Annotated in this window: 17 protein-coding genes; 7 read left to right on the top strand and 10 right to left on the bottom strand. The window is 69.1% G+C overall.

Annotation, left to right across the window (positions count from 1 at the left end; all coding sequences use genetic code 11):
* The first annotated feature begins 30 nt into the window (after window positions 1-30).
* Entirely contained in the window at window positions 31-2,700 is a 2,670-nt protein-coding gene (locus tag AB0C15_RS14645; protein WP_357351946.1) for a ricin-type beta-trefoil lectin domain protein, read from the top strand.
* A 45-nt stretch (window positions 2,701-2,745) separates the two neighbouring features.
* Here the strand turns inward: AB0C15_RS14645 and AB0C15_RS14640 are convergent, their stop codons facing one another.
* The 4 genes from AB0C15_RS14640 to AB0C15_RS14625 form a co-directional block, all read right to left on the bottom strand.
* On the bottom strand, window positions 2,746-3,957 hold the full coding sequence (locus AB0C15_RS14640; protein WP_357351944.1) for a DUF1996 domain-containing protein: 1,212 nt from the start codon (window positions 3,955-3,957) through the stop codon (window positions 2,746-2,748).
* Between the two features lie 182 nt (window positions 3,958-4,139).
* Window positions 4,140-4,361 (bottom strand): hypothetical protein, encoded by a 222-nt coding sequence (locus tag AB0C15_RS14635; RefSeq protein WP_145785213.1) that lies wholly within the window; start codon window positions 4,359-4,361, stop codon window positions 4,140-4,142.
* A 66-nt stretch (window positions 4,362-4,427) separates the two neighbouring features.
* Window positions 4,428-5,333 (bottom strand): ion transporter, encoded by a 906-nt coding sequence (locus AB0C15_RS14630; RefSeq protein WP_357351941.1) that lies wholly within the window; start codon window positions 5,331-5,333, stop codon window positions 4,428-4,430.
* Window positions 5,334-5,447: 114 nt separating this feature from the next.
* Window positions 5,448-5,747, bottom strand: a complete 300-nt coding sequence (locus AB0C15_RS14625; RefSeq protein WP_357351939.1) for an amphi-Trp domain-containing protein — start codon at window positions 5,745-5,747, stop codon at window positions 5,448-5,450.
* A gap of 96 nt (window positions 5,748-5,843) precedes the next feature.
* Between AB0C15_RS14625 and AB0C15_RS14620 the strand changes: the two genes are divergently transcribed.
* Both AB0C15_RS14620 and AB0C15_RS14615 read left to right on the top strand, forming a co-directional pair.
* Window positions 5,844-6,140: a DUF6582 domain-containing protein gene (locus AB0C15_RS14620; RefSeq protein ID WP_357351937.1), complete on the top strand. Its 297-nt coding sequence runs from the start codon at window positions 5,844-5,846 to the stop codon at window positions 6,138-6,140.
* Between the two features lie 65 nt (window positions 6,141-6,205).
* Complete coding sequence (locus AB0C15_RS14615; protein ID WP_357351935.1) at window positions 6,206-7,420, top strand: FUSC family protein; 1,215 nt, start codon at window positions 6,206-6,208, stop codon at window positions 7,418-7,420.
* A gap of 32 nt (window positions 7,421-7,452) precedes the next feature.
* Here AB0C15_RS14615 and AB0C15_RS14610 read toward each other — a convergent pair whose 3' ends face one another.
* Entirely contained in the window at window positions 7,453-7,878 is a 426-nt protein-coding gene (locus AB0C15_RS14610; protein WP_357351933.1) for a VOC family protein, read from the bottom strand.
* Window positions 7,879-8,061: 183 nt separating this feature from the next.
* Between AB0C15_RS14610 and AB0C15_RS14605 the strand changes: the two genes are divergently transcribed.
* Complete coding sequence (locus AB0C15_RS14605) at window positions 8,062-9,891, top strand: glycoside hydrolase family 15 protein (protein WP_357351931.1); 1,830 nt, start codon at window positions 8,062-8,064, stop codon at window positions 9,889-9,891.
* A 9-nt stretch (window positions 9,892-9,900) separates the two neighbouring features.
* On the opposite strand, the gene AB0C15_RS14600 is transcribed toward AB0C15_RS14605, so the two are convergent.
* Window positions 9,901-10,716 carry a DUF72 domain-containing protein gene (locus AB0C15_RS14600; protein ID WP_357352146.1) on the bottom strand — a complete coding sequence of 272 codons (816 nt, stop codon included), beginning with the start codon at window positions 10,714-10,716 and terminating at the stop codon, window positions 9,901-9,903.
* 22 nt (window positions 10,717-10,738) lie between these two features.
* Between AB0C15_RS14600 and AB0C15_RS14595 the strand changes: the two genes are divergently transcribed.
* Together AB0C15_RS14595 and AB0C15_RS14590 are read left to right on the top strand one after the other, a co-directional pair.
* Window positions 10,739-11,827 carry a glycosyltransferase gene (locus AB0C15_RS14595; RefSeq protein ID WP_357351929.1) on the top strand — a complete coding sequence of 363 codons (1,089 nt, stop codon included), beginning with the start codon at window positions 10,739-10,741 and terminating at the stop codon, window positions 11,825-11,827.
* Between the two features lie 55 nt (window positions 11,828-11,882).
* Window positions 11,883-12,614 carry a Clp protease N-terminal domain-containing protein gene (locus AB0C15_RS14590; RefSeq protein ID WP_357351927.1) on the top strand — a complete coding sequence of 244 codons (732 nt, stop codon included), beginning with the start codon at window positions 11,883-11,885 and terminating at the stop codon, window positions 12,612-12,614.
* A 9-nt stretch (window positions 12,615-12,623) separates the two neighbouring features.
* On the opposite strand, the gene AB0C15_RS14585 is transcribed toward AB0C15_RS14590, so the two are convergent.
* The 4 genes from AB0C15_RS14585 to AB0C15_RS14570 all read right to left on the bottom strand — a co-directional run bounded on the left by AB0C15_RS14585 (window position 12,624) and on the right by AB0C15_RS14570 (window position 14,182).
* Window positions 12,624-13,142, bottom strand: a complete 519-nt coding sequence (locus tag AB0C15_RS14585) for a hypothetical protein (protein WP_357351925.1) — start codon at window positions 13,140-13,142, stop codon at window positions 12,624-12,626.
* A gap of 109 nt (window positions 13,143-13,251) precedes the next feature.
* Window positions 13,252-13,671, bottom strand: a complete 420-nt coding sequence (locus AB0C15_RS14580) for a PIN domain nuclease (protein ID WP_357351923.1) — start codon at window positions 13,669-13,671, stop codon at window positions 13,252-13,254.
* Window positions 13,671-13,925 carry a type II toxin-antitoxin system VapB family antitoxin gene (locus tag AB0C15_RS14575; RefSeq protein ID WP_357351921.1) on the bottom strand — a complete coding sequence of 85 codons (255 nt, stop codon included), beginning with the start codon at window positions 13,923-13,925 and terminating at the stop codon, window positions 13,671-13,673. Before AB0C15_RS14575 ends, AB0C15_RS14580 begins: the two co-directional genes overlap by 1 nt.
* Before the next feature lie 62 nt (window positions 13,926-13,987).
* Window positions 13,988-14,182, bottom strand: a complete 195-nt coding sequence (locus AB0C15_RS14570; protein WP_357351919.1) for a DNA repair protein — start codon at window positions 14,180-14,182, stop codon at window positions 13,988-13,990.
* Between the two features lie 170 nt (window positions 14,183-14,352).
* Here AB0C15_RS14570 and AB0C15_RS14565 point away from each other — a divergent pair, with 170 nt between their 5' ends.
* Window positions 14,353-15,015, top strand: a complete 663-nt coding sequence (locus tag AB0C15_RS14565; RefSeq protein ID WP_357351917.1) for a GNAT family N-acetyltransferase — start codon at window positions 14,353-14,355, stop codon at window positions 15,013-15,015.
* Window positions 15,016-15,137: the final 122 nt, after the last annotated feature.

Genomic DNA, 15,137 nt, shown 5'->3' with positions numbered 1-15,137 from the left:
GACGTGAAGTCAGCCATATCCACGGCTCGGATGTCATGGTTGGCGGTGGCGGCGCTCGTCGCTGCCACGCTGCCAGCCGTGCTGACGAATCAACTGCCGGCCTCGGCCGCGGTCCAGGCGACCTACTATGTCGCCCCGAACGGTGACGACGCCAACCCCGGAACGCTGCAATCGCCGTTCAAGACGGTCCAACGTGCGCGGGACGTCGTGCGAACGATAAGCGCGAACCTGACCGGCGACGTCAACGTCCTCCTCCGGGGCGGCACCTATCCGGTGACCAGCACCATCGAATTCGGGTCGAGCGACTCCGGCACCAACGGCTACCGGATCACCTACGGCGCGTACGCCGACGAGAAGCCGATCCTCGACGGTGGCGTCCAGGTGACCGGGTGGACCCAGCACAGCGGCAACATCTGGAAGGCGCCACTGGACCGGGCCAACAAGCTGCGGGCGCTCTACGTCAACGACAAGCGTGCTGTCATGGCGACGAAGACGGTCAGCTCGGGCGGCTGCTTCGGGACGTACAACATCACGGCCGGCCAGGCCGCGTGGGCCTGGGAGTCGGGGTCGCAGTGCGACGGCGCCAGGTACAACACGAACGACTTCCCCGCCATCCCGCGTAACCAGGACGACATCGAGATCGAGACGGGCACGACCTGGACCACGGCCATCGTCGGCGTCCGGCAGGTGACCACCGACGGCGGGAGCCGGGTCGCCCTGTTCCAGCAGCCGGGCGCGGCCATCGCCCAGGGCGCCTTCAACGGCAACGCGCAGGTCGGCGGCACCCACAAACTCATGAACGCGTACGAGTTCCTGGACGCGCCGGGTGAGTTCTACTACGACAAGGGCGCCAAGACGGTCTACTACTACAAGGCCAGCGCCGAGAACATGTCCACCGCGACGGTCTACGCGCCGAACAACGTGACCACCGTGCTGCGGGTCGCCGGCACCTCGACGACCAACCACGCCCGCAACATCACGTTCGCCGGTCTGACCGTGCGGCACTCGGACTGGAACCTGTTCAACGTCGCCGGTTCGTCCTTCAAGCAGGCGCAGCAGGGCAACCTCGGCGCGCAGGCGTACGCGAAGGGCAACTTCCACGTCTACCACTACCGCAACGTGGACCTCACTCCCGGCATCGTCCAGATCCAGAACGCCGACGGCCTCCTGTTGCAGCGCAACCGGATCGAGCACACCGGCGCCGACGGCATCAGCATGGTCAACGACGTGCAGGGCACGCAGTTGATCGGGAACGCCACGAACGACATCGCGGGGTCGGCCATCAATGTCGGCCATCCCCAGCACGTCTACATCGGCGACGGCACGTCGACGAACCGGGAGAAGTACCTTCCGCAGGTCGAGGGGCTGCCGAAGAACATCGACATCAAGAACAACTACATCTACGACAGCGCCGTCCTGTTCAACGGGCACAGCCCCATCACGGCGTACTTCGCCGACACCCTCACCATCCAGCGCAACCGGATCGAGAAGGCCCCGTGGTCGGGCATCACCATGGGGTGGGGATGGTGGAACTTCGACGGGTCGTCGGGCTCGATCCAGCCGAACCGCCCCACGACGACTGCGCGCAACAACACGATCAGCTACAACCACATCATCGACACGGTGCAGCGCCTCAGCGACACGGCACCCATCTACACGCTTGGCAGCCAGCCGGGCACCACGATCACCAACAACTATCTGCAGGGCGTTCCGTCGGGTCACAAGTACGGCCTGCACCCGGATGAGGGGTCGGCGTTCATCACGTTCCGGGACAACGTGCTGAGCATCGACAAGAACGTCACCTGGATGATCAATTCCGACGACTTCGGCCGGAAGCACGACCTGAGCATCACGCAGATCTACGGCCCGATCAACAAGGTCTCGAACAAGAACCTGCCGAACAGCACCGTCGCCGACATCCTCGTCTCCTCCGACTATGTCTGGCCGGCGGTGGCCTACGGCATCGCGGCGAACTCCGGCCTCGAGGACGCGTACCGGGACATCGTCCCGGCGAGCACCTACTCGGCACCGAACTACGTGCTGCCGGCCAGCACGTTCGTCACCAGCGCCACGGCGTCGATTCCGATCCGGAGCACCGGCGACGCCGCCAGATCGGTCTGGCTGGCTCCGCTCGGCACGACCAGCTTCACCGCCGGGGCGACGATGACCAGGGCGGCCGGCAACGCCACCTCCATCGCCGTGCCGGCGACCCAGGGTGAGTACCGGCTCTACGTCGTCGACGCCCAGGGCAACCGGTCGGCCGAGTCGACGTCGATCGTCCGCCAGCAGCAGGGCGGCGGCAGCGGTACGGGGCAGGGACAGCTCGTGGGTGGTCAGTCCGGCCGCTGCGTCGAGGTGCCCAACTCGTCGACCACCAACGGCACCCAGGCGCAGCTCTACGACTGCGGCAGTGGCACCAACCAGCGGTGGACCCACACCAGCAGCAGGCAGTTGACCGTGTACGGCAACAAGTGCCTGGACGCCTCCGGGAACGGCACCGCCAACGGCACCCAGGTCATCATCTGGGACTGCCACGGCGGCACGAACCAGCAGTGGAACGTCAACAGCAACGGCACCGTCACGAACGCCCAGTCGGGGCTCTGCCTCGACGCGAACGGCGCCGCCACCGCCAACGGCACGAAGATCATCCTTTGGTCCTGCAACGGTGGTCCGAACCAGCAGTGGACGCTACGTAGCTGACCCACCCAGAACCCCGGGGCCAGGCCGACACGGGCCTGGCCCCGGCTACTTCTGGTAGCCGTAGTTGTCGCAGGTCCGGCGCTGCAGCACGCAGTTCTTGGTGCGCTTGTTCATGGTGTTGACGTCCCACATCACGAACGCGTCCCCGTGCATCGACGAGGCGCTCTTGCCCTCCTTGTCGGAGGAGAGGTAGTAGCCCGCCGGGGTGCCCTTCGCCGGGTACTGGATGTCGAAGGTGATCGCCGGGACCCGGACCGGGTGGCTGCTCGGGCAGCCGTTGCCGCTGCCGTACGCCACATGGTCCTTGTGGTTGGGGCTGTCCAGGTGCTTGCCGTCCCAGCAGTCGGGGAACTGCATCATGAAGTGCAGGGTCGCGTCCCCGCCGCAGATGGGCCAGTTGCCGTTGGTGCTGCGGGCGATGCCGTCGAGGTCGCCGGGGCCGTAGAAGGCGCAGTAGAACTGCCCGGTCGCGCCACGCGGCGTCGGCTTCTTCTTCTTGGCGTCGCCGGAGATCATGCGCAGACCGTTGGGCATCGGCATCTGGCCTGTCGAGTTCTTCGCGAGCGAGCGGTAGTAGACCCGGAACCCGCTGGTCTCGACCGGCTTTCCGGTCGCGTTGTCGTAGAGCGTGGGCACCCAGTAGGCGGAGTGGTCCTGGACCGGCTTGCAGGAGGTGGCCGTGAACTTCGTCAGGTCTCCGGCGACGGTGTTCGCGTCGACCGCCTTGTTGCCGACGAACGAGTGCATGTGTGACGCGCCGGGTAGGCCGGGGGCGACGATCGGGTCGTCCGGCAGCCGGTGACTGTACGTGCAGTCGGCCCGGAACTCCGGGAGGTTACCCACCCCGGAGGGGACGGGCTCGACCTTCAACGTCCGGTAGGCGTCGGCCTGCGCCTTCCAGGCCGCCCGGTCGATCGGCACCCAGCCGGTCGCGGGGACCTTCGGGGCGGCAGCGGTCGTCGGTGTCGGGGACGTCGACGGGGTCGCGGGGAGAGTCGGTGTCGCGGAGGCCGACGCCGTCGCGGCGGGTGACCCGGCCTGCCCGGCCGGCGCTGACGGGTCGTCGAGGGCGTTTGCCGCGTTCGACGGCTGGGGCGGCGCGTCGCCGTTCGTCAGGTATACGCCGCCGGCCGCGATGACGAGCGCGACCGCCGCGCCGGCGGCCAGGACGAGCCGGTTGCGGGCGAACCAACTCGCCGGGCGGTGACGCGGCGGAGGCTGGCTCGCGTCCGGTTCCGGCAACGAGGCGTACGACACGGGTCACTCCCAACGAGCAGACGGCGGCGCTGACCCGGACGGCCACGGCCGCCGTATGGTAGGCGCTTCCCGATCACACCCGACAGCTTCTTAAAGCTTCTTTAAAGGATGTTGGTCGTCCCACTTGCGAAGGGTGGGGCACCGACCGCGAAGTCCGTCGACCGGTGCCCTACCCGGCGTCGTTACTTGGCGGCGCTCAGGGCGACCAGTGCCTGGGCGGTGCGGAAGTACGGGCTACGACCGAGGTCACCAACGGTGGTGATGTTGAACGCCTCCTTGAGCAGCTTGGCATCGCCGGCGCTGACGCCGGTGAGCGCGCTCACGGGGGAGTCGACCAGCTCGGCGAGGGTCTTGTCCTGGTAGGCCTTGACGACGAGCTTGCTGAAGTCGGCGGTGACGCTCATGCGATCTCCTATAGCAGCAGGTGGGACATCCCACCCGGAAGCGGATCTAGCGGATGAATTAGATCATCACGCGCGAGCACGGTCCACAGGGGACTCTCGTGCCGTGTGAGCCGCGTCCTCGGCCCTCGGCAGTCGGTGCTCCAGGTCGGCGATGATCATGCGTAGCTGTGCCAACTGCTCGTGCACCGAAGGTTCGCCGACGTCGTTGCCAGGCTCCGGTCGGGCAGCCCGCGCCGCCGCCGCGCGCTCCTCCTGGTGGGCCTCGTCCAGGGCGTTCAGGACCACCCCCACCAGGAGGTTCGTCAGCAGATAGCAGGCGGCGACCATGTACGAGACGTAGTACAACACCGCCCACTCGGTGACTTCCCGGCCGACCTGGAGGGTGTCAGTGATGCCGTCGAGCGACAACAGCAGGAACAGCGTGAGCATCGCCTGCCCCACGGTGCCGTACCGCTCGGGAATCGCCACACCGAACAACATCCAGCCCAGCATCGCGTACCCGTACAGCACGAGGACCGTGACCAGCAGGAAGCTACCGAGCCCGGGGAGGCTGCGCCGGATCCCGACGAGGATCACCCGCAGGCTGGGGAAGAGGCGGAACGCGCGGACGATGCGGGCGAGGCGCAACAGCCTCAACATCGTGACGTTCTCGCGTACGCCGGGTGCCAGTGGCGCCGCGATGATGAGCAGGTCGAAGACGTTCCACGGATCCCGGAAGAAGTCCCCCGGCCGTCGCAGGTGCGCCCCGAACCGGGCCAGGAGTTCGACCACGAAGTACGCCAGACAGCCGTACTCGATGGTCTGGAGTGGGGCTCCGGCCACCGCGATCGTTCGGCCGTAGGTCTCCAGGCCCAGCGCCACCGCGTTGAGGACGATGACGAGGAAGCTGGCCAGGCTGAACCACCTGGCGGTCGTCAACTCCTGGCAGGCGGCGGCCAGCCGGTGCGTCCAGCCGGGTGTCGCGCTCGTCATCGTTCCTCTCGACCCGTTCGGGATCATGCGCTCTGGGCCGTTTGTGCGACCGGGGTGACGACGGTGGCGGCCACCAGCATCGATGGCCGCCGTGCGACACGGTGTCGACCCGGGTCACGCCTCCGGCGTGGCCTCGGCCTGCTGGTCTGCGCTCGGAGACTCCTGGACCTCGTCCACCGCCGGCGCGGCCGCCGGCACGGTCCAGGAGAACTCGATCTCGACGGACACCTCCGTCTCGCTCTCCTGTTCGATCTCCAACTCGCAGCGAACGGTGTCCGCCACGGACACGGAACCCGCCGCGCCGTAGAAGAGCCGCCCATCGGACTCCAACTGGTTCGCCAGCTGACGCAACCAGGCGGCCAGGTCCGAGCGCGACACCGTACGGGCGTCCTCGTAGATATCCATGGCAGCCATGCTTGCACTCCACAAAGGACTCGCTGGGAAAGGGCTTGGGCCGCACGTGCGTCGGACGCATGGTATGGATCTTGTGCGGGTGGGTACGCGTGGGAGATGACATCGACCTGGAAACCCCACGAGAAACACGGCGGCCTGTCGGACAAGGACAAGCGCGAGCTGCCGGAGAGCGTCTTCGCGTTCCCCGACAAGCGTAAGGAGCCGATGACCGACGCGGGCCATGTCCGTAACGCAATCGCCCGGTTCGACCAGGTGCAGGGCGTCACCGACAAGGAGCGTGACCTGGCGTTCCAGAACATTCTCGCCGCCGCCAGGCACTACGGTGTCGACGTCGCGGAGACGAACTGGCGCCAGCTCGGCAAACTCCCGCACACCCCGAATCCCGCCCACTGACCGGGCGCGCACACGATTCGGCCCGTTCGCCGGATAGGTCGCCCTGAGCTGGGTAAACGGCGCAGATGCCCGCCATGCCGGAGCCGGCAGTCGCCTCCGACCCGGACCCGCACGGGGAGTCCCGGGTCGATCGGGCCTGGGCCATCCTGCACGGGCGGGTGCGGTACGGGGTCAAGTCCCGGGTCTGGCGCCTCCGCCTCTACGGGCTGCTCGCCGTGCAGGCCGGCATCGCGGCGGCGCTCGCCTGGTTCGTGGGGTTCCAGTTCCTGGACAACCCCGCCCCGGTGCTGGCGCCCACCACCGCGGTCGGCATCGTGGCCGCCTCGATGGGCTCACGCCTGCGGCGCACCGTCGAGCTGCTGGTCGGGGTCGTCCTGGGGCTCGCCGTGGGCGACACGCTCATGCCGTTGTTCGGCATCGGGGCGTGGCAGACCGGAGTGGTCGTCGTGCTGGCGATCATCGTCGCCGTGCTGCTCAAGGGCGGTGGGTCCCTGCTCACCCAGGCCGGTGGTACCGCGGTGCTCATCGCCACTCTGGAGCCACCCGTGCGGGACCTGTCCGTACCCCGTTTCGTCGACGCCGCGGTCGGCGGGTTGATCGGGCTGGCGGTCGGTCTGCTGGTGGTGCCCATCCACCCCCAGCGGACGGTGCAGCGGCTGGCCGAACCTGTCCTCGACCCGGCCATCGCCGCCCTGCACGACCTGGCCGCGGCGCTCGGCCGTCGCGATCTCGGCGAGGCCCGGCGGAGTCTGGAAGCGCTGCGTGGACTCAGCCCGCGGCTGACCGCGCTCGACGAAGGGCTCGATGCTGCCCAGGAGGTGGTGCGACTGGCGCCACTGCGCTGGCGTGAACGCCCGTCCCTGGCCTTCTACACCGGAGCCGTCCGGCACATGGAGCGCAGTCTGCACAGCTGTCGGTCGATCGCGAGACGGCTCACCAAGGCGCTCCGGGACGGGGAGCCGATACCTGCGGAGTTTTCGGCGGCCCTCGACCTGCTCGCCTCCAGTGTGCAGACCCTGCGATGCGCGATCCGTACGCGGGAGGACCCAGGGGAGGCGCGGCAGCAGATCCTGGCCGCCGTCGACCTGATCGGGAAGGCCCAGGGAGATGCCGCGTCGGACCCCACCCGCCCCCACACCCACCGGCTGGGCTACTCCGGGATGATCGCCGCAGGCGAGTTCCGTACCGCCGCCCACGACCTGCTCATCGCCAGCGGGCTCGACGCCGACCGGGCGGCGGAACTGGTGCGGCGGCCGCCGAACCCGGGCGACTGGGACTGAACCGACCGGCCCGAAACGCGGGTACGTCCACGTCACTTCGATGTGAGTGCGGCGAGGACGTCGAGGTAGTGCGGGTTCTTCATGACGCCGAGCACGTTGCCGAACGGGTCGACGACCGCCGCGGTGATGAAGCCCTCGCCTCCGTGCGGGGTGATCGGCTGGTACTCGGTGGCACCCATCGCCAACAGCCGCTCCACTGTCGCGTCCAGGTCGTCGACGCACCAGTGCATGACCACGCCGCCGGGCCCGGCAGCCGCGCCGGCCGGCGCGTACCTTCGGTCGATGATGCCCAACTCGGCCTGGTAGTCCCCGATGCGGAACTCGGTGTAGGCCGGGCGTCCGTCGGGGCCCGGACGCATGAAGTACGCCTCGATGCCGAGAAACTCCGCGTACCAGGCCGTGGCCGCTGCCACGTCGTCGGCCCAGATGTTGAGTGTGGCAAATCCGCGCAGGCTCATCGGGTGTCCTCTCGTCGATGTCGTCGGTGCTGACGCTATCGGCGATTGCGGAAGCTGCGCTTCCGCAACTGCCGGTGAGTTCGAGGGTCGCGTTCCGGCCTGACGCCCACGCCCCCGTCCCGGCATCTTTCGGCGGTCGCCGGGTAGTCGCCGTCATTGCCGGCACGAACGGCGGGGGACAGCATGGAGAGTTACCCGGCAGTCGAGAACCACGGTCTGATCGGTGATCTGCAGACCGCCGCGCTGATCAGCACGGACGGCATCCTGGACTGGTTCTGCGCACCCCGTTTCGACTCGCCGAGCGTCTTCGGCGCGCTGCTGGACCGCCGCAACGGGGGCCACTTCCAGCTCTCGCCCGACGGCGTCGACTACACGAGCAAGCAGCTCTACCTGCCCGGTACGCCAATCCTGATCACCCGCTTCCACAGCGCCGACGGTGTCGGTGAGCTGTTGGACTTCATGCCCGTCACCGGCGAAGAGGCCACCGACCGGCACCGACTGGTCCGGCTGGTCCGGATGGTCCGGGGGACCATGCGGTTCCGCTTCCACTGCCGCCCCCGGTTCAACTACGCCCGCGACCCGTGCGAGTTGGAGACGTACCCCGAGGGTGACGTGTTCCGGAGTTCGACGCTGACCCTCACCCTCGCGCCGTTCAGGGGCTCGTTGAAGCTGTCCGAGGCGAGCGACATCCGTCGCGATGCGGAGGGTGTGTCCGCGTCGTTCAGCCTGAGCGCCGGCGACATCGGCGGGGTGGTCCTGGAGACCGCCTGCCCGCACCCGCCCCGAGGGATCAGCACCGACGAGGCGTGCGAACTGCTCGCCGAGACCCGCGACCACTGGCGGCGGTGGGCGGGCGGCTCCCGGTACACGGGCCGGTGGCGGGAGGTGGTCGAGCGGTCGGCGATGACCCTCAAGCTGATGACGTACGCCCCGACCGGCGCGCTGGTCGCCGCCCCCACCGCGGGGTTGCCCGAGCAGATCGGCGGGCAGCGCAACTGGGACTACCGCTACACCTGGGTCCGGGACGCGTCCTTCTCGGTGCACGCGCTGCTGCGCCTGGGCTTCACCGACGAGGCGCAGAAGTATCTGCTCTGGCTCGACGCGCGTATCCGAGAGGCACGCGACGGTGACCTGCCCCTACAGATCATGTACCGCATCGACGGCTCACCGGACCTCCCCGAGGAGGTGCTGGGCCACCTGGAGGGGTACCGCGGCTCGGCGCCCGTGCGGATCGGTAACGGCGCCGCCAACCAACTGCAACTCGACATCTACGGCGAGGCGCTCATCTCGTTGGAGCTCGCGGACAGCAACGGGCTCATCCCCCCGTACGAGGGGTGGCGCAAGACGACGGAGTTGATGGACTGGCTCTGCGAGCACTGGGACCAGCCCGAGGACGGCATCTGGGAGACCCGTTCCGGCCGGCAGGACTTCACCTACGGGCGGGTGCTCTCCTGGGTGGCGTTGGACCGGGCCATCCGCATCGCGCGACGCCGGGGCCGCCCCGGTGACGTCGCCCGCTGGTCCGCCGAGCGCGACGCCATCTACCAGCAGGTGATGACCCGCGGGTTCCACCAGGAGCGACGGGCGTTCGTGCAGCACTACGGCTCCGACATCCTGGACGCGTCACTGCTGGCGATGCCGGGACTGAACTTCATCTCGCCGACCGACCCGATGTGGGAGTCGACACTGCGAGCGATGGACGCCGGCCTGGTCTCCGACAGCCTCGTCTACCGCTACGACCCGAAAGCCTCGCCGGACGGTCTCGCCGGCACCGAGGGCACCTTCAACATGTGCACGTTCTGGTATGTGCAGTCGCTGGCCCTGGCCGGTCGGCTCGACGACGCCCGCCTGATCTTCGAGAAGATGCTCACCTACTGCAACCCGGTCGGCCTCTTCGCCGAGGAGATCGCGCCGACGGGTGAGCAGATCGGCAACTTCCCGCAGGCGTTCAGCCACCTGTCCCTGATCAGCACGGCGACCCACCTCGACGACCTGCTCGACCGGCAGCGCTGACCGTTCGGCTCAGAACAACGTCAGCGGCTCGACTGGGACCGGCTCGGGCAGCGGGTCCAGCTCGGGCACGCGTTCCCGTACCTCGTCGTAAAACCGGCGGGCCAGCGCCGGCGCGTCGGCGTTGTCCGGGGTGTGGATGAACATCGTCGGTGAGCGTCCCTCGCGCAGCCAGGTGACTGTCACGTCGACCCACCGCTGCCACCCCTCGACCGTGCGGGTCGGGTCGTCGCGACCGAGGTAGCGGACGATCGGCCGGTCGGTAAGTGCGACGGACCGCAGCGGCACGCGCGGCTTCTTGGTCCAGGCGTCCCGCTCCGCGTCGCTTGTCGGCCGGCTGGCGAAGAAGGCGGTCGTGTCGAAGGGGACCCACTCCGCCGAGGTGGTGGCGAGGGTCGCCTCCAGCAGTCGGACCGTGCTGTCGTCGGTGAAGAACGAAGGGTGGCGGACCTCCACCGCGTACCGGTGTGATCGGGGGAGCCGCTCCAGGAAACGCCCCAGATCCGGGACGTCGGCGGGCGCGAACGAGCCGGGCAACTGGATCCAGAGGGCGTGTGCGCGTGGACCGAGCGGCTCGATCGCGTCCAGGAAGGCGCGCAGCGGTTCGTCGACGTCGGTGAGTCGGCGTTCGTGCGTGATGGCCTTGGGAAGCTTGAGGACGAACCGGAACGCGGGATCCGTCTGCGCGGCCCATGAGGCCACCGTGGCCCGGGTCGGGGTCGCGTAGAACGTCGTGTTGCCCTCCACGGCGTCGCACCAGCTTGCGTAGTGCGCCAGGCGCTCGCTGGGCGGCAGCCGGTGGCCCGGCCACGACCTGTGGCTCCACATCGCGCACCCCACGTGCAGACGCATGACCCGCCCTCCCGACTCGACCGGACCCACCGTATCCGGGCCGGCGGAGCAGGCCGGGCCGGCGGTGCGGCCGGTAGGGTTCGCCGCCATGCGGGTGCTCTTCGCAAGTCTTGCGTCAGTCGGTCACACCTATCCGCTGATCCCGCTGGCGATCGCCGCCCGGGACGCCGGGCACGAGGTCCACTTCGCCGCCGGTACGGAGGTGCACGCGCCACTCGCCGCGCACGGCCTGCGGCCGTTCCGTCCCGGCGACGCCTTCTACGAGGTGTACGCCGAGGATCTCGAACCGGAGCTGGCGCGGCTGCGGCCGGACCTGGTGGTGCACGAGTGGGGGCTGCCGGGGGCGGCGGTGGCGGCCCACCGGGCCGGGATACCGGGCCTGTGGCACGGGTTCGGCCGGCTGTTCCCCGAGGGCATCGGCCTGGAAATCCCCACCAGGAACGCCGAGGTCGTCGGCAGGCCACACCTGGACATCTGGCCGCCCTCGTTGCAGGACAAGGACTTCCTCGCCACCGAACGTCGCATCGAGCTGCGACCTGTCGCGTTCTCCACCCCGGCCCCACTGCCCCTCCGGGTGGGCCGGCCGTTGATCTACCTGACCCTCGGTACGGCGTTCGGTACGCCGGAACTGCTCCGCACGGCAATCGCCGGTCTGGCGACGCTTGGCGCGCAGGTGGTGGTGGCGGCGGGCCGGGTGCCCCCGGAACAGCTCGGAGAGATCCCCGACCAGGTCAGCGTGCATCCGTGGGTGCCGCAGGCGGAGTTGCTGCCGCTCGCCGATCTGGTGGTGCACCACGGGGGCAGCGGCACCACCCTCGGCGCGCTCGCGGCGGGCGTACCCCAGGTGTTGCTGCCGCAGGGCGCGGACCAGTTCGCAAACGCGGAGGCCCTCACCGCGGCCGGGGTCGGTCTTCGGCTCCTTCCCAGCGAGACGGACGCGGTGGCCATCGCCGAGCAGGCTCACCTCCTGCTCCCGCAGCGTGGCCAGGTCGAGCAGCGCGACGCGGCCCGGCTGATCGCCGAGGAGATCGCCGGCATGCCCTCGCCGGAGGCCGTCGCCAAGCTCCTGCCGGAGTACGCCAGCTAACCCAGATCGTCAACTTGGGGTTGACGCAAGCTGAGCGTCAACCTATGGTTGACGCATGACAGATCCTCTTCAGATCGGCAACACCGTCAAGCTCGACGACCTGATCCAGGCGATCAAGAAGGCGCACACCGACGCGCTCGACCAGCTCACCGACGCGGTCATCGCCGCCGACCACCTCGGCGAGGTCGCCGACCATCTGATCGGGCACTTCGTCGACCAGGCCCGACGCTCGGGTGCCTCCTGGACCGACATCGGTCGCAGCATGGGGGTCACCAAGCAGGCCGCCCAGAAGCGCTTCGTGCCGAAGGCAACCGACGCAGGGGCTCTCGACCCGAACGCCGGCTTCAGCCGGTTCACCCCGCGCGCCCGCAATGTGGTGATCGCCTCGCAGGAGGAGGCCCGCGCCAGCGGCAACTCCGAGATCGGCCCCGAGCACCTGGTGCTGGGCCTGCTGGCCGAGCCGGAAGGGCTGGCGGCCCGGGTGCTGGCTGGTCGCGGCGCCACCCCCGAGGCCGTGCGGGAGGCGGTCGGTGCCGTCCTGCCACCGCGGGCGGAGCAGGTCCCGGACCTCATCCCGTACGACGCGCGGGGCAAGAAGGCGTTGGAGCTGACCTTCCGGGAGGCGCTACGCCTCGGGCACAACTACATCGGCACCGAGCACATCCTGCTCGCCCTGCTGGAGTTTGAGGACGGCGCCGGGGTGCTCACCACCCTCGGCCTGGACAAGGCGACGGTCGAGGCCGACCTGGCCGCCGCCCTCGCCGCCGCAGTCGCCGAACAGAAGTAGAGACCCGGGTCAGGAGACCTCGGGGAAGCCGTAGCGCAGGGCGTGCTCCGGATCGGCCGGGTCGATCTGGCGTACGCCCGCGTCGGCGAGGCGCTTGTTGACCTCGTCGAGCTGGTCGCGCACCAGGCGGGCCTCCTCCTCGGTGACCCGACCCCGGTGTGGCTTGCCGGCGTGCTCCAACGTGCCGTAGTCGATCTTCTCGGCGCTCTTGCGGGCCTTGGGTGGGCGAACCCGCTCGGCCGTCTTCAACAGCTGCGCCATCGGCACGTCGGTGGCCATCGCGTCGAACTCGCTTGCGGTCAACACCACCCGGCGGGGCTCACCGTTGCCGTGCCGGTCGTGGATCTCGACCACCGCCACGTCCAGCGCGGCATCGTCGATGTTCTCCACCTCGCCGGGAGTGGCGTCCAACTGCACGGGCCCGGCGACCAGGTCCGGGTGCTCCAGCACGACGACGCGGACCACCTCGTCGTCCTGCTGCAGAACCGTGCCGGTGAAGTCGGAGACGTGGATCGTCTTCTTGCCCATGCGCGGAGCTTCTCCTGTCGTAGGCCGGGATGGTGGACCACAAGAAATTACCCGACAGGTGTGCGAAAGCTGCCGCTGGACCTCCTCCGGTGTGTCGCCGGGGCGAACGTCAGAGACTGCCCTTCGGTGCCACCCACTCGGTGGGTTGGCCGGTGACAGCGGTGATGCGGTCGTAGTCGGCGTCGTAGTGCAGGACGGTGGCGCCGTGTTCCTCGGCGGTGGCCGCGATGATCAGGTCGGGCAGCCGGAAGTTGCGGTGTTGGCTGTCGGCCGCGAGGAGGCGATGAATCGCCATGGCGCGGTCCATCGCCGCTGTCGAAACGTCCATCCAGCGACCTCCGCGCAGTGCCTGCCAGAGGATCTCGTACCCCTTTGGGTGGGGCGCGTTGTTGAGGTATTCCAGGCTGGTCATGTGGCAGGCAGCGAGCCGGCCCTCGGCGAGCAGCGTCTCGAAGCGCCGCCGGACCGACTGGTGGCGACCCTGCAAGACGTAGACCGAGGTGTCCGCAAGGTAGATCTGACCAGCCATCAGGCTGCCTCGGCATTGCGTGGCTGCTCGGCAAGCGAACCCAGGTCGCGGCCGCCGCCGTAGCGCCAGGCGTCGGCGGACCCGGAGAAGTCCATCTCCACCTGATCGAACGCGGCGACGATCTCGCGAGCCTGCCGACGGATGGCGAACGCGTGTAGAGCGGCGTTGATGGTGGCCACCTTGCTGTCGGTGCCAAGCACCTCCCGTGCCGCGTCCAGCCATTCGTCGTTCACGTCGACGGTGATGCGAGTCATGGCGTAAGGGTACACCAGATTGGGTGCTATGAAGACACCAGATTAGAGCAGTTTGTGGTGCGTCAGTGGGTGTTCAGGCGGTGTCTACTCGAGCTGCCGATGCGCAGCATGTTCAGCCCGGCCCAGGACAGGGCCCCGCTGCCGACCGTCCGCGGGTTCCGGTAGCGCGGCTGGGGCGGATCGCCCCCGATGGCCTCCGCCGTCCGCCAGAGTCGCTCGGGGTCCTGCTGGTAGTGGTCGCTCGGCTGAATCGGCATGCGTTCACCGTCCCAAACAAAGGTGTCCAGATATGGAAATAGATATGACGGTCGATTCATGTAGATGGTTGCCGTGCCCCTGGCCCACCCCGCACGGACGTATCCTGCGTCCGACCCCGCCGTCCGGCGTACGGTGATCCACGACGGGTCGGGTGACGGGGGAGGTGCGTATGCTCGACCGGCGTCTTCACCTGCACCTGGCCACCTGGCTCGGCCAGTGGCCGGCCGGGCCGGGTTTGCACGTGGTCGCCTCGCGGCGGCGGGCCGAACCGGCCTGGGACGGGCGGCTGCGTCCCGCGCTCGCCGTCAGCACCGGGCAGAGCACCGTGCTCTCCGTCGCGCCGGACGACGTGGCGGCGGTCCGCGCGTTGGTTGGTCGTACGCCGGCTCGGCTGCTGGCCGCGCTGCCGGAGGCCGTCGGTCGACCCGAGTTCTGCGTACACGACGGCCCCTTCCGGTGGAGTCTGGCGCCCGCTCCGCTGCCCGACGTGGGGGAGTGGACCGAGCCGACCGCCCCCGGGCTGCCGCCGTGGCTGCGCCTCTTCGACCAGCAGGTGCTCGTGGTTCGTGATTCGGACGGGGGCTACCTGGCCGGGGCCGCGATCAAACGGCACGACGCGTACGGGCACGAGTTGGCCGTCGGCACCGTGTCGGCGGCCGAGGGGCGCGGCCTCGCCCGCCGACTCGTGGCCCAGGCGGCGCGGCGCGTGCTCGACGAGGGCGCGGTCCCCACCTACCTGCACGAGCGGGACAATCACGCCTCGGCCCGGGTCGCCGAAGCGGCCGGTTTCCCGGACCGGGGCTGGCGCGCGTACGGGGTCTATCCACGCTGACCGGCCCGAAGCCGCAGCCGCCCCCGATCTTGCACTTTCTGTCGCGGCATTAGGGGCATTCCCCGCATCTCGACGACAGGAAGTGCAAGATCGGCGGGGGTGGGGTGGGGTGGGTCTATGGG

It is taken from the genome of Micromonospora sp. NPDC048835, from assembly GCF_040649995.1.
Taxonomy (GTDB): domain Bacteria; phylum Actinomycetota; class Actinomycetes; order Mycobacteriales; family Micromonosporaceae; genus Micromonospora.
The sequence above is the reverse complement of the archived record's forward strand: the minus strand, read 5'-3'. Positions and strand labels throughout refer to the sequence as shown.

Coding starts and splice junctions, on each gene's coding strand:
- AB0C15_RS14585 (WP_357351925.1), bottom strand. CDS start 13,142: ATGGGCAAGAAGACGATCCACGTCTCCGACTTCACCGGCACGGTTCTG.
- AB0C15_RS14580 (WP_357351923.1), bottom strand. CDS start 13,671: ATGGCTGGTCAGATCTACCTTGCGGACACCTCGGTCTACGTCTTGCAG.
- AB0C15_RS14570 (WP_357351919.1), bottom strand. CDS start 14,182: ATGCCGATTCAGCCGAGCGACCACTACCAGCAGGACCCCGAGCGACTC.
- AB0C15_RS14630 (WP_357351941.1), bottom strand. CDS start 5,333: ATGACGAGCGCGACACCCGGCTGGACGCACCGGCTGGCCGCCGCCTGC.
- AB0C15_RS14590 (WP_357351927.1), top strand. CDS start 11,883: ATGACAGATCCTCTTCAGATCGGCAACACCGTCAAGCTCGACGACCTG.
- AB0C15_RS14625 (WP_357351939.1), bottom strand. CDS start 5,747: ATGGCTGCCATGGATATCTACGAGGACGCCCGTACGGTGTCGCGCTCG.
- AB0C15_RS14575 (WP_357351921.1), bottom strand. CDS start 13,925: ATGACTCGCATCACCGTCGACGTGAACGACGAATGGCTGGACGCGGCA.
- AB0C15_RS14610 (WP_357351933.1), bottom strand. CDS start 7,878: ATGAGCCTGCGCGGATTTGCCACACTCAACATCTGGGCCGACGACGTG.
- AB0C15_RS14635 (WP_145785213.1), bottom strand. CDS start 4,361: ATGAGCGTCACCGCCGACTTCAGCAAGCTCGTCGTCAAGGCCTACCAG.
- AB0C15_RS14600 (WP_357352146.1), bottom strand. CDS start 10,716: ATGTGGAGCCACAGGTCGTGGCCGGGCCACCGGCTGCCGCCCAGCGAG.
- AB0C15_RS14605 (WP_357351931.1), top strand. CDS start 8,062: ATGGAGAGTTACCCGGCAGTCGAGAACCACGGTCTGATCGGTGATCTG.
- AB0C15_RS14595 (WP_357351929.1), top strand. CDS start 10,739: ATGACCCGCCCTCCCGACTCGACCGGACCCACCGTATCCGGGCCGGCG.
- AB0C15_RS14565 (WP_357351917.1), top strand. CDS start 14,353: ATGCTCGACCGGCGTCTTCACCTGCACCTGGCCACCTGGCTCGGCCAG.
- AB0C15_RS14620 (WP_357351937.1), top strand. CDS start 5,844: ATGACATCGACCTGGAAACCCCACGAGAAACACGGCGGCCTGTCGGAC.
- AB0C15_RS14615 (WP_357351935.1), top strand. CDS start 6,206: ATGCCCGCCATGCCGGAGCCGGCAGTCGCCTCCGACCCGGACCCGCAC.
- AB0C15_RS14645 (WP_357351946.1), top strand. CDS start 31: ATGTCATGGTTGGCGGTGGCGGCGCTCGTCGCTGCCACGCTGCCAGCC.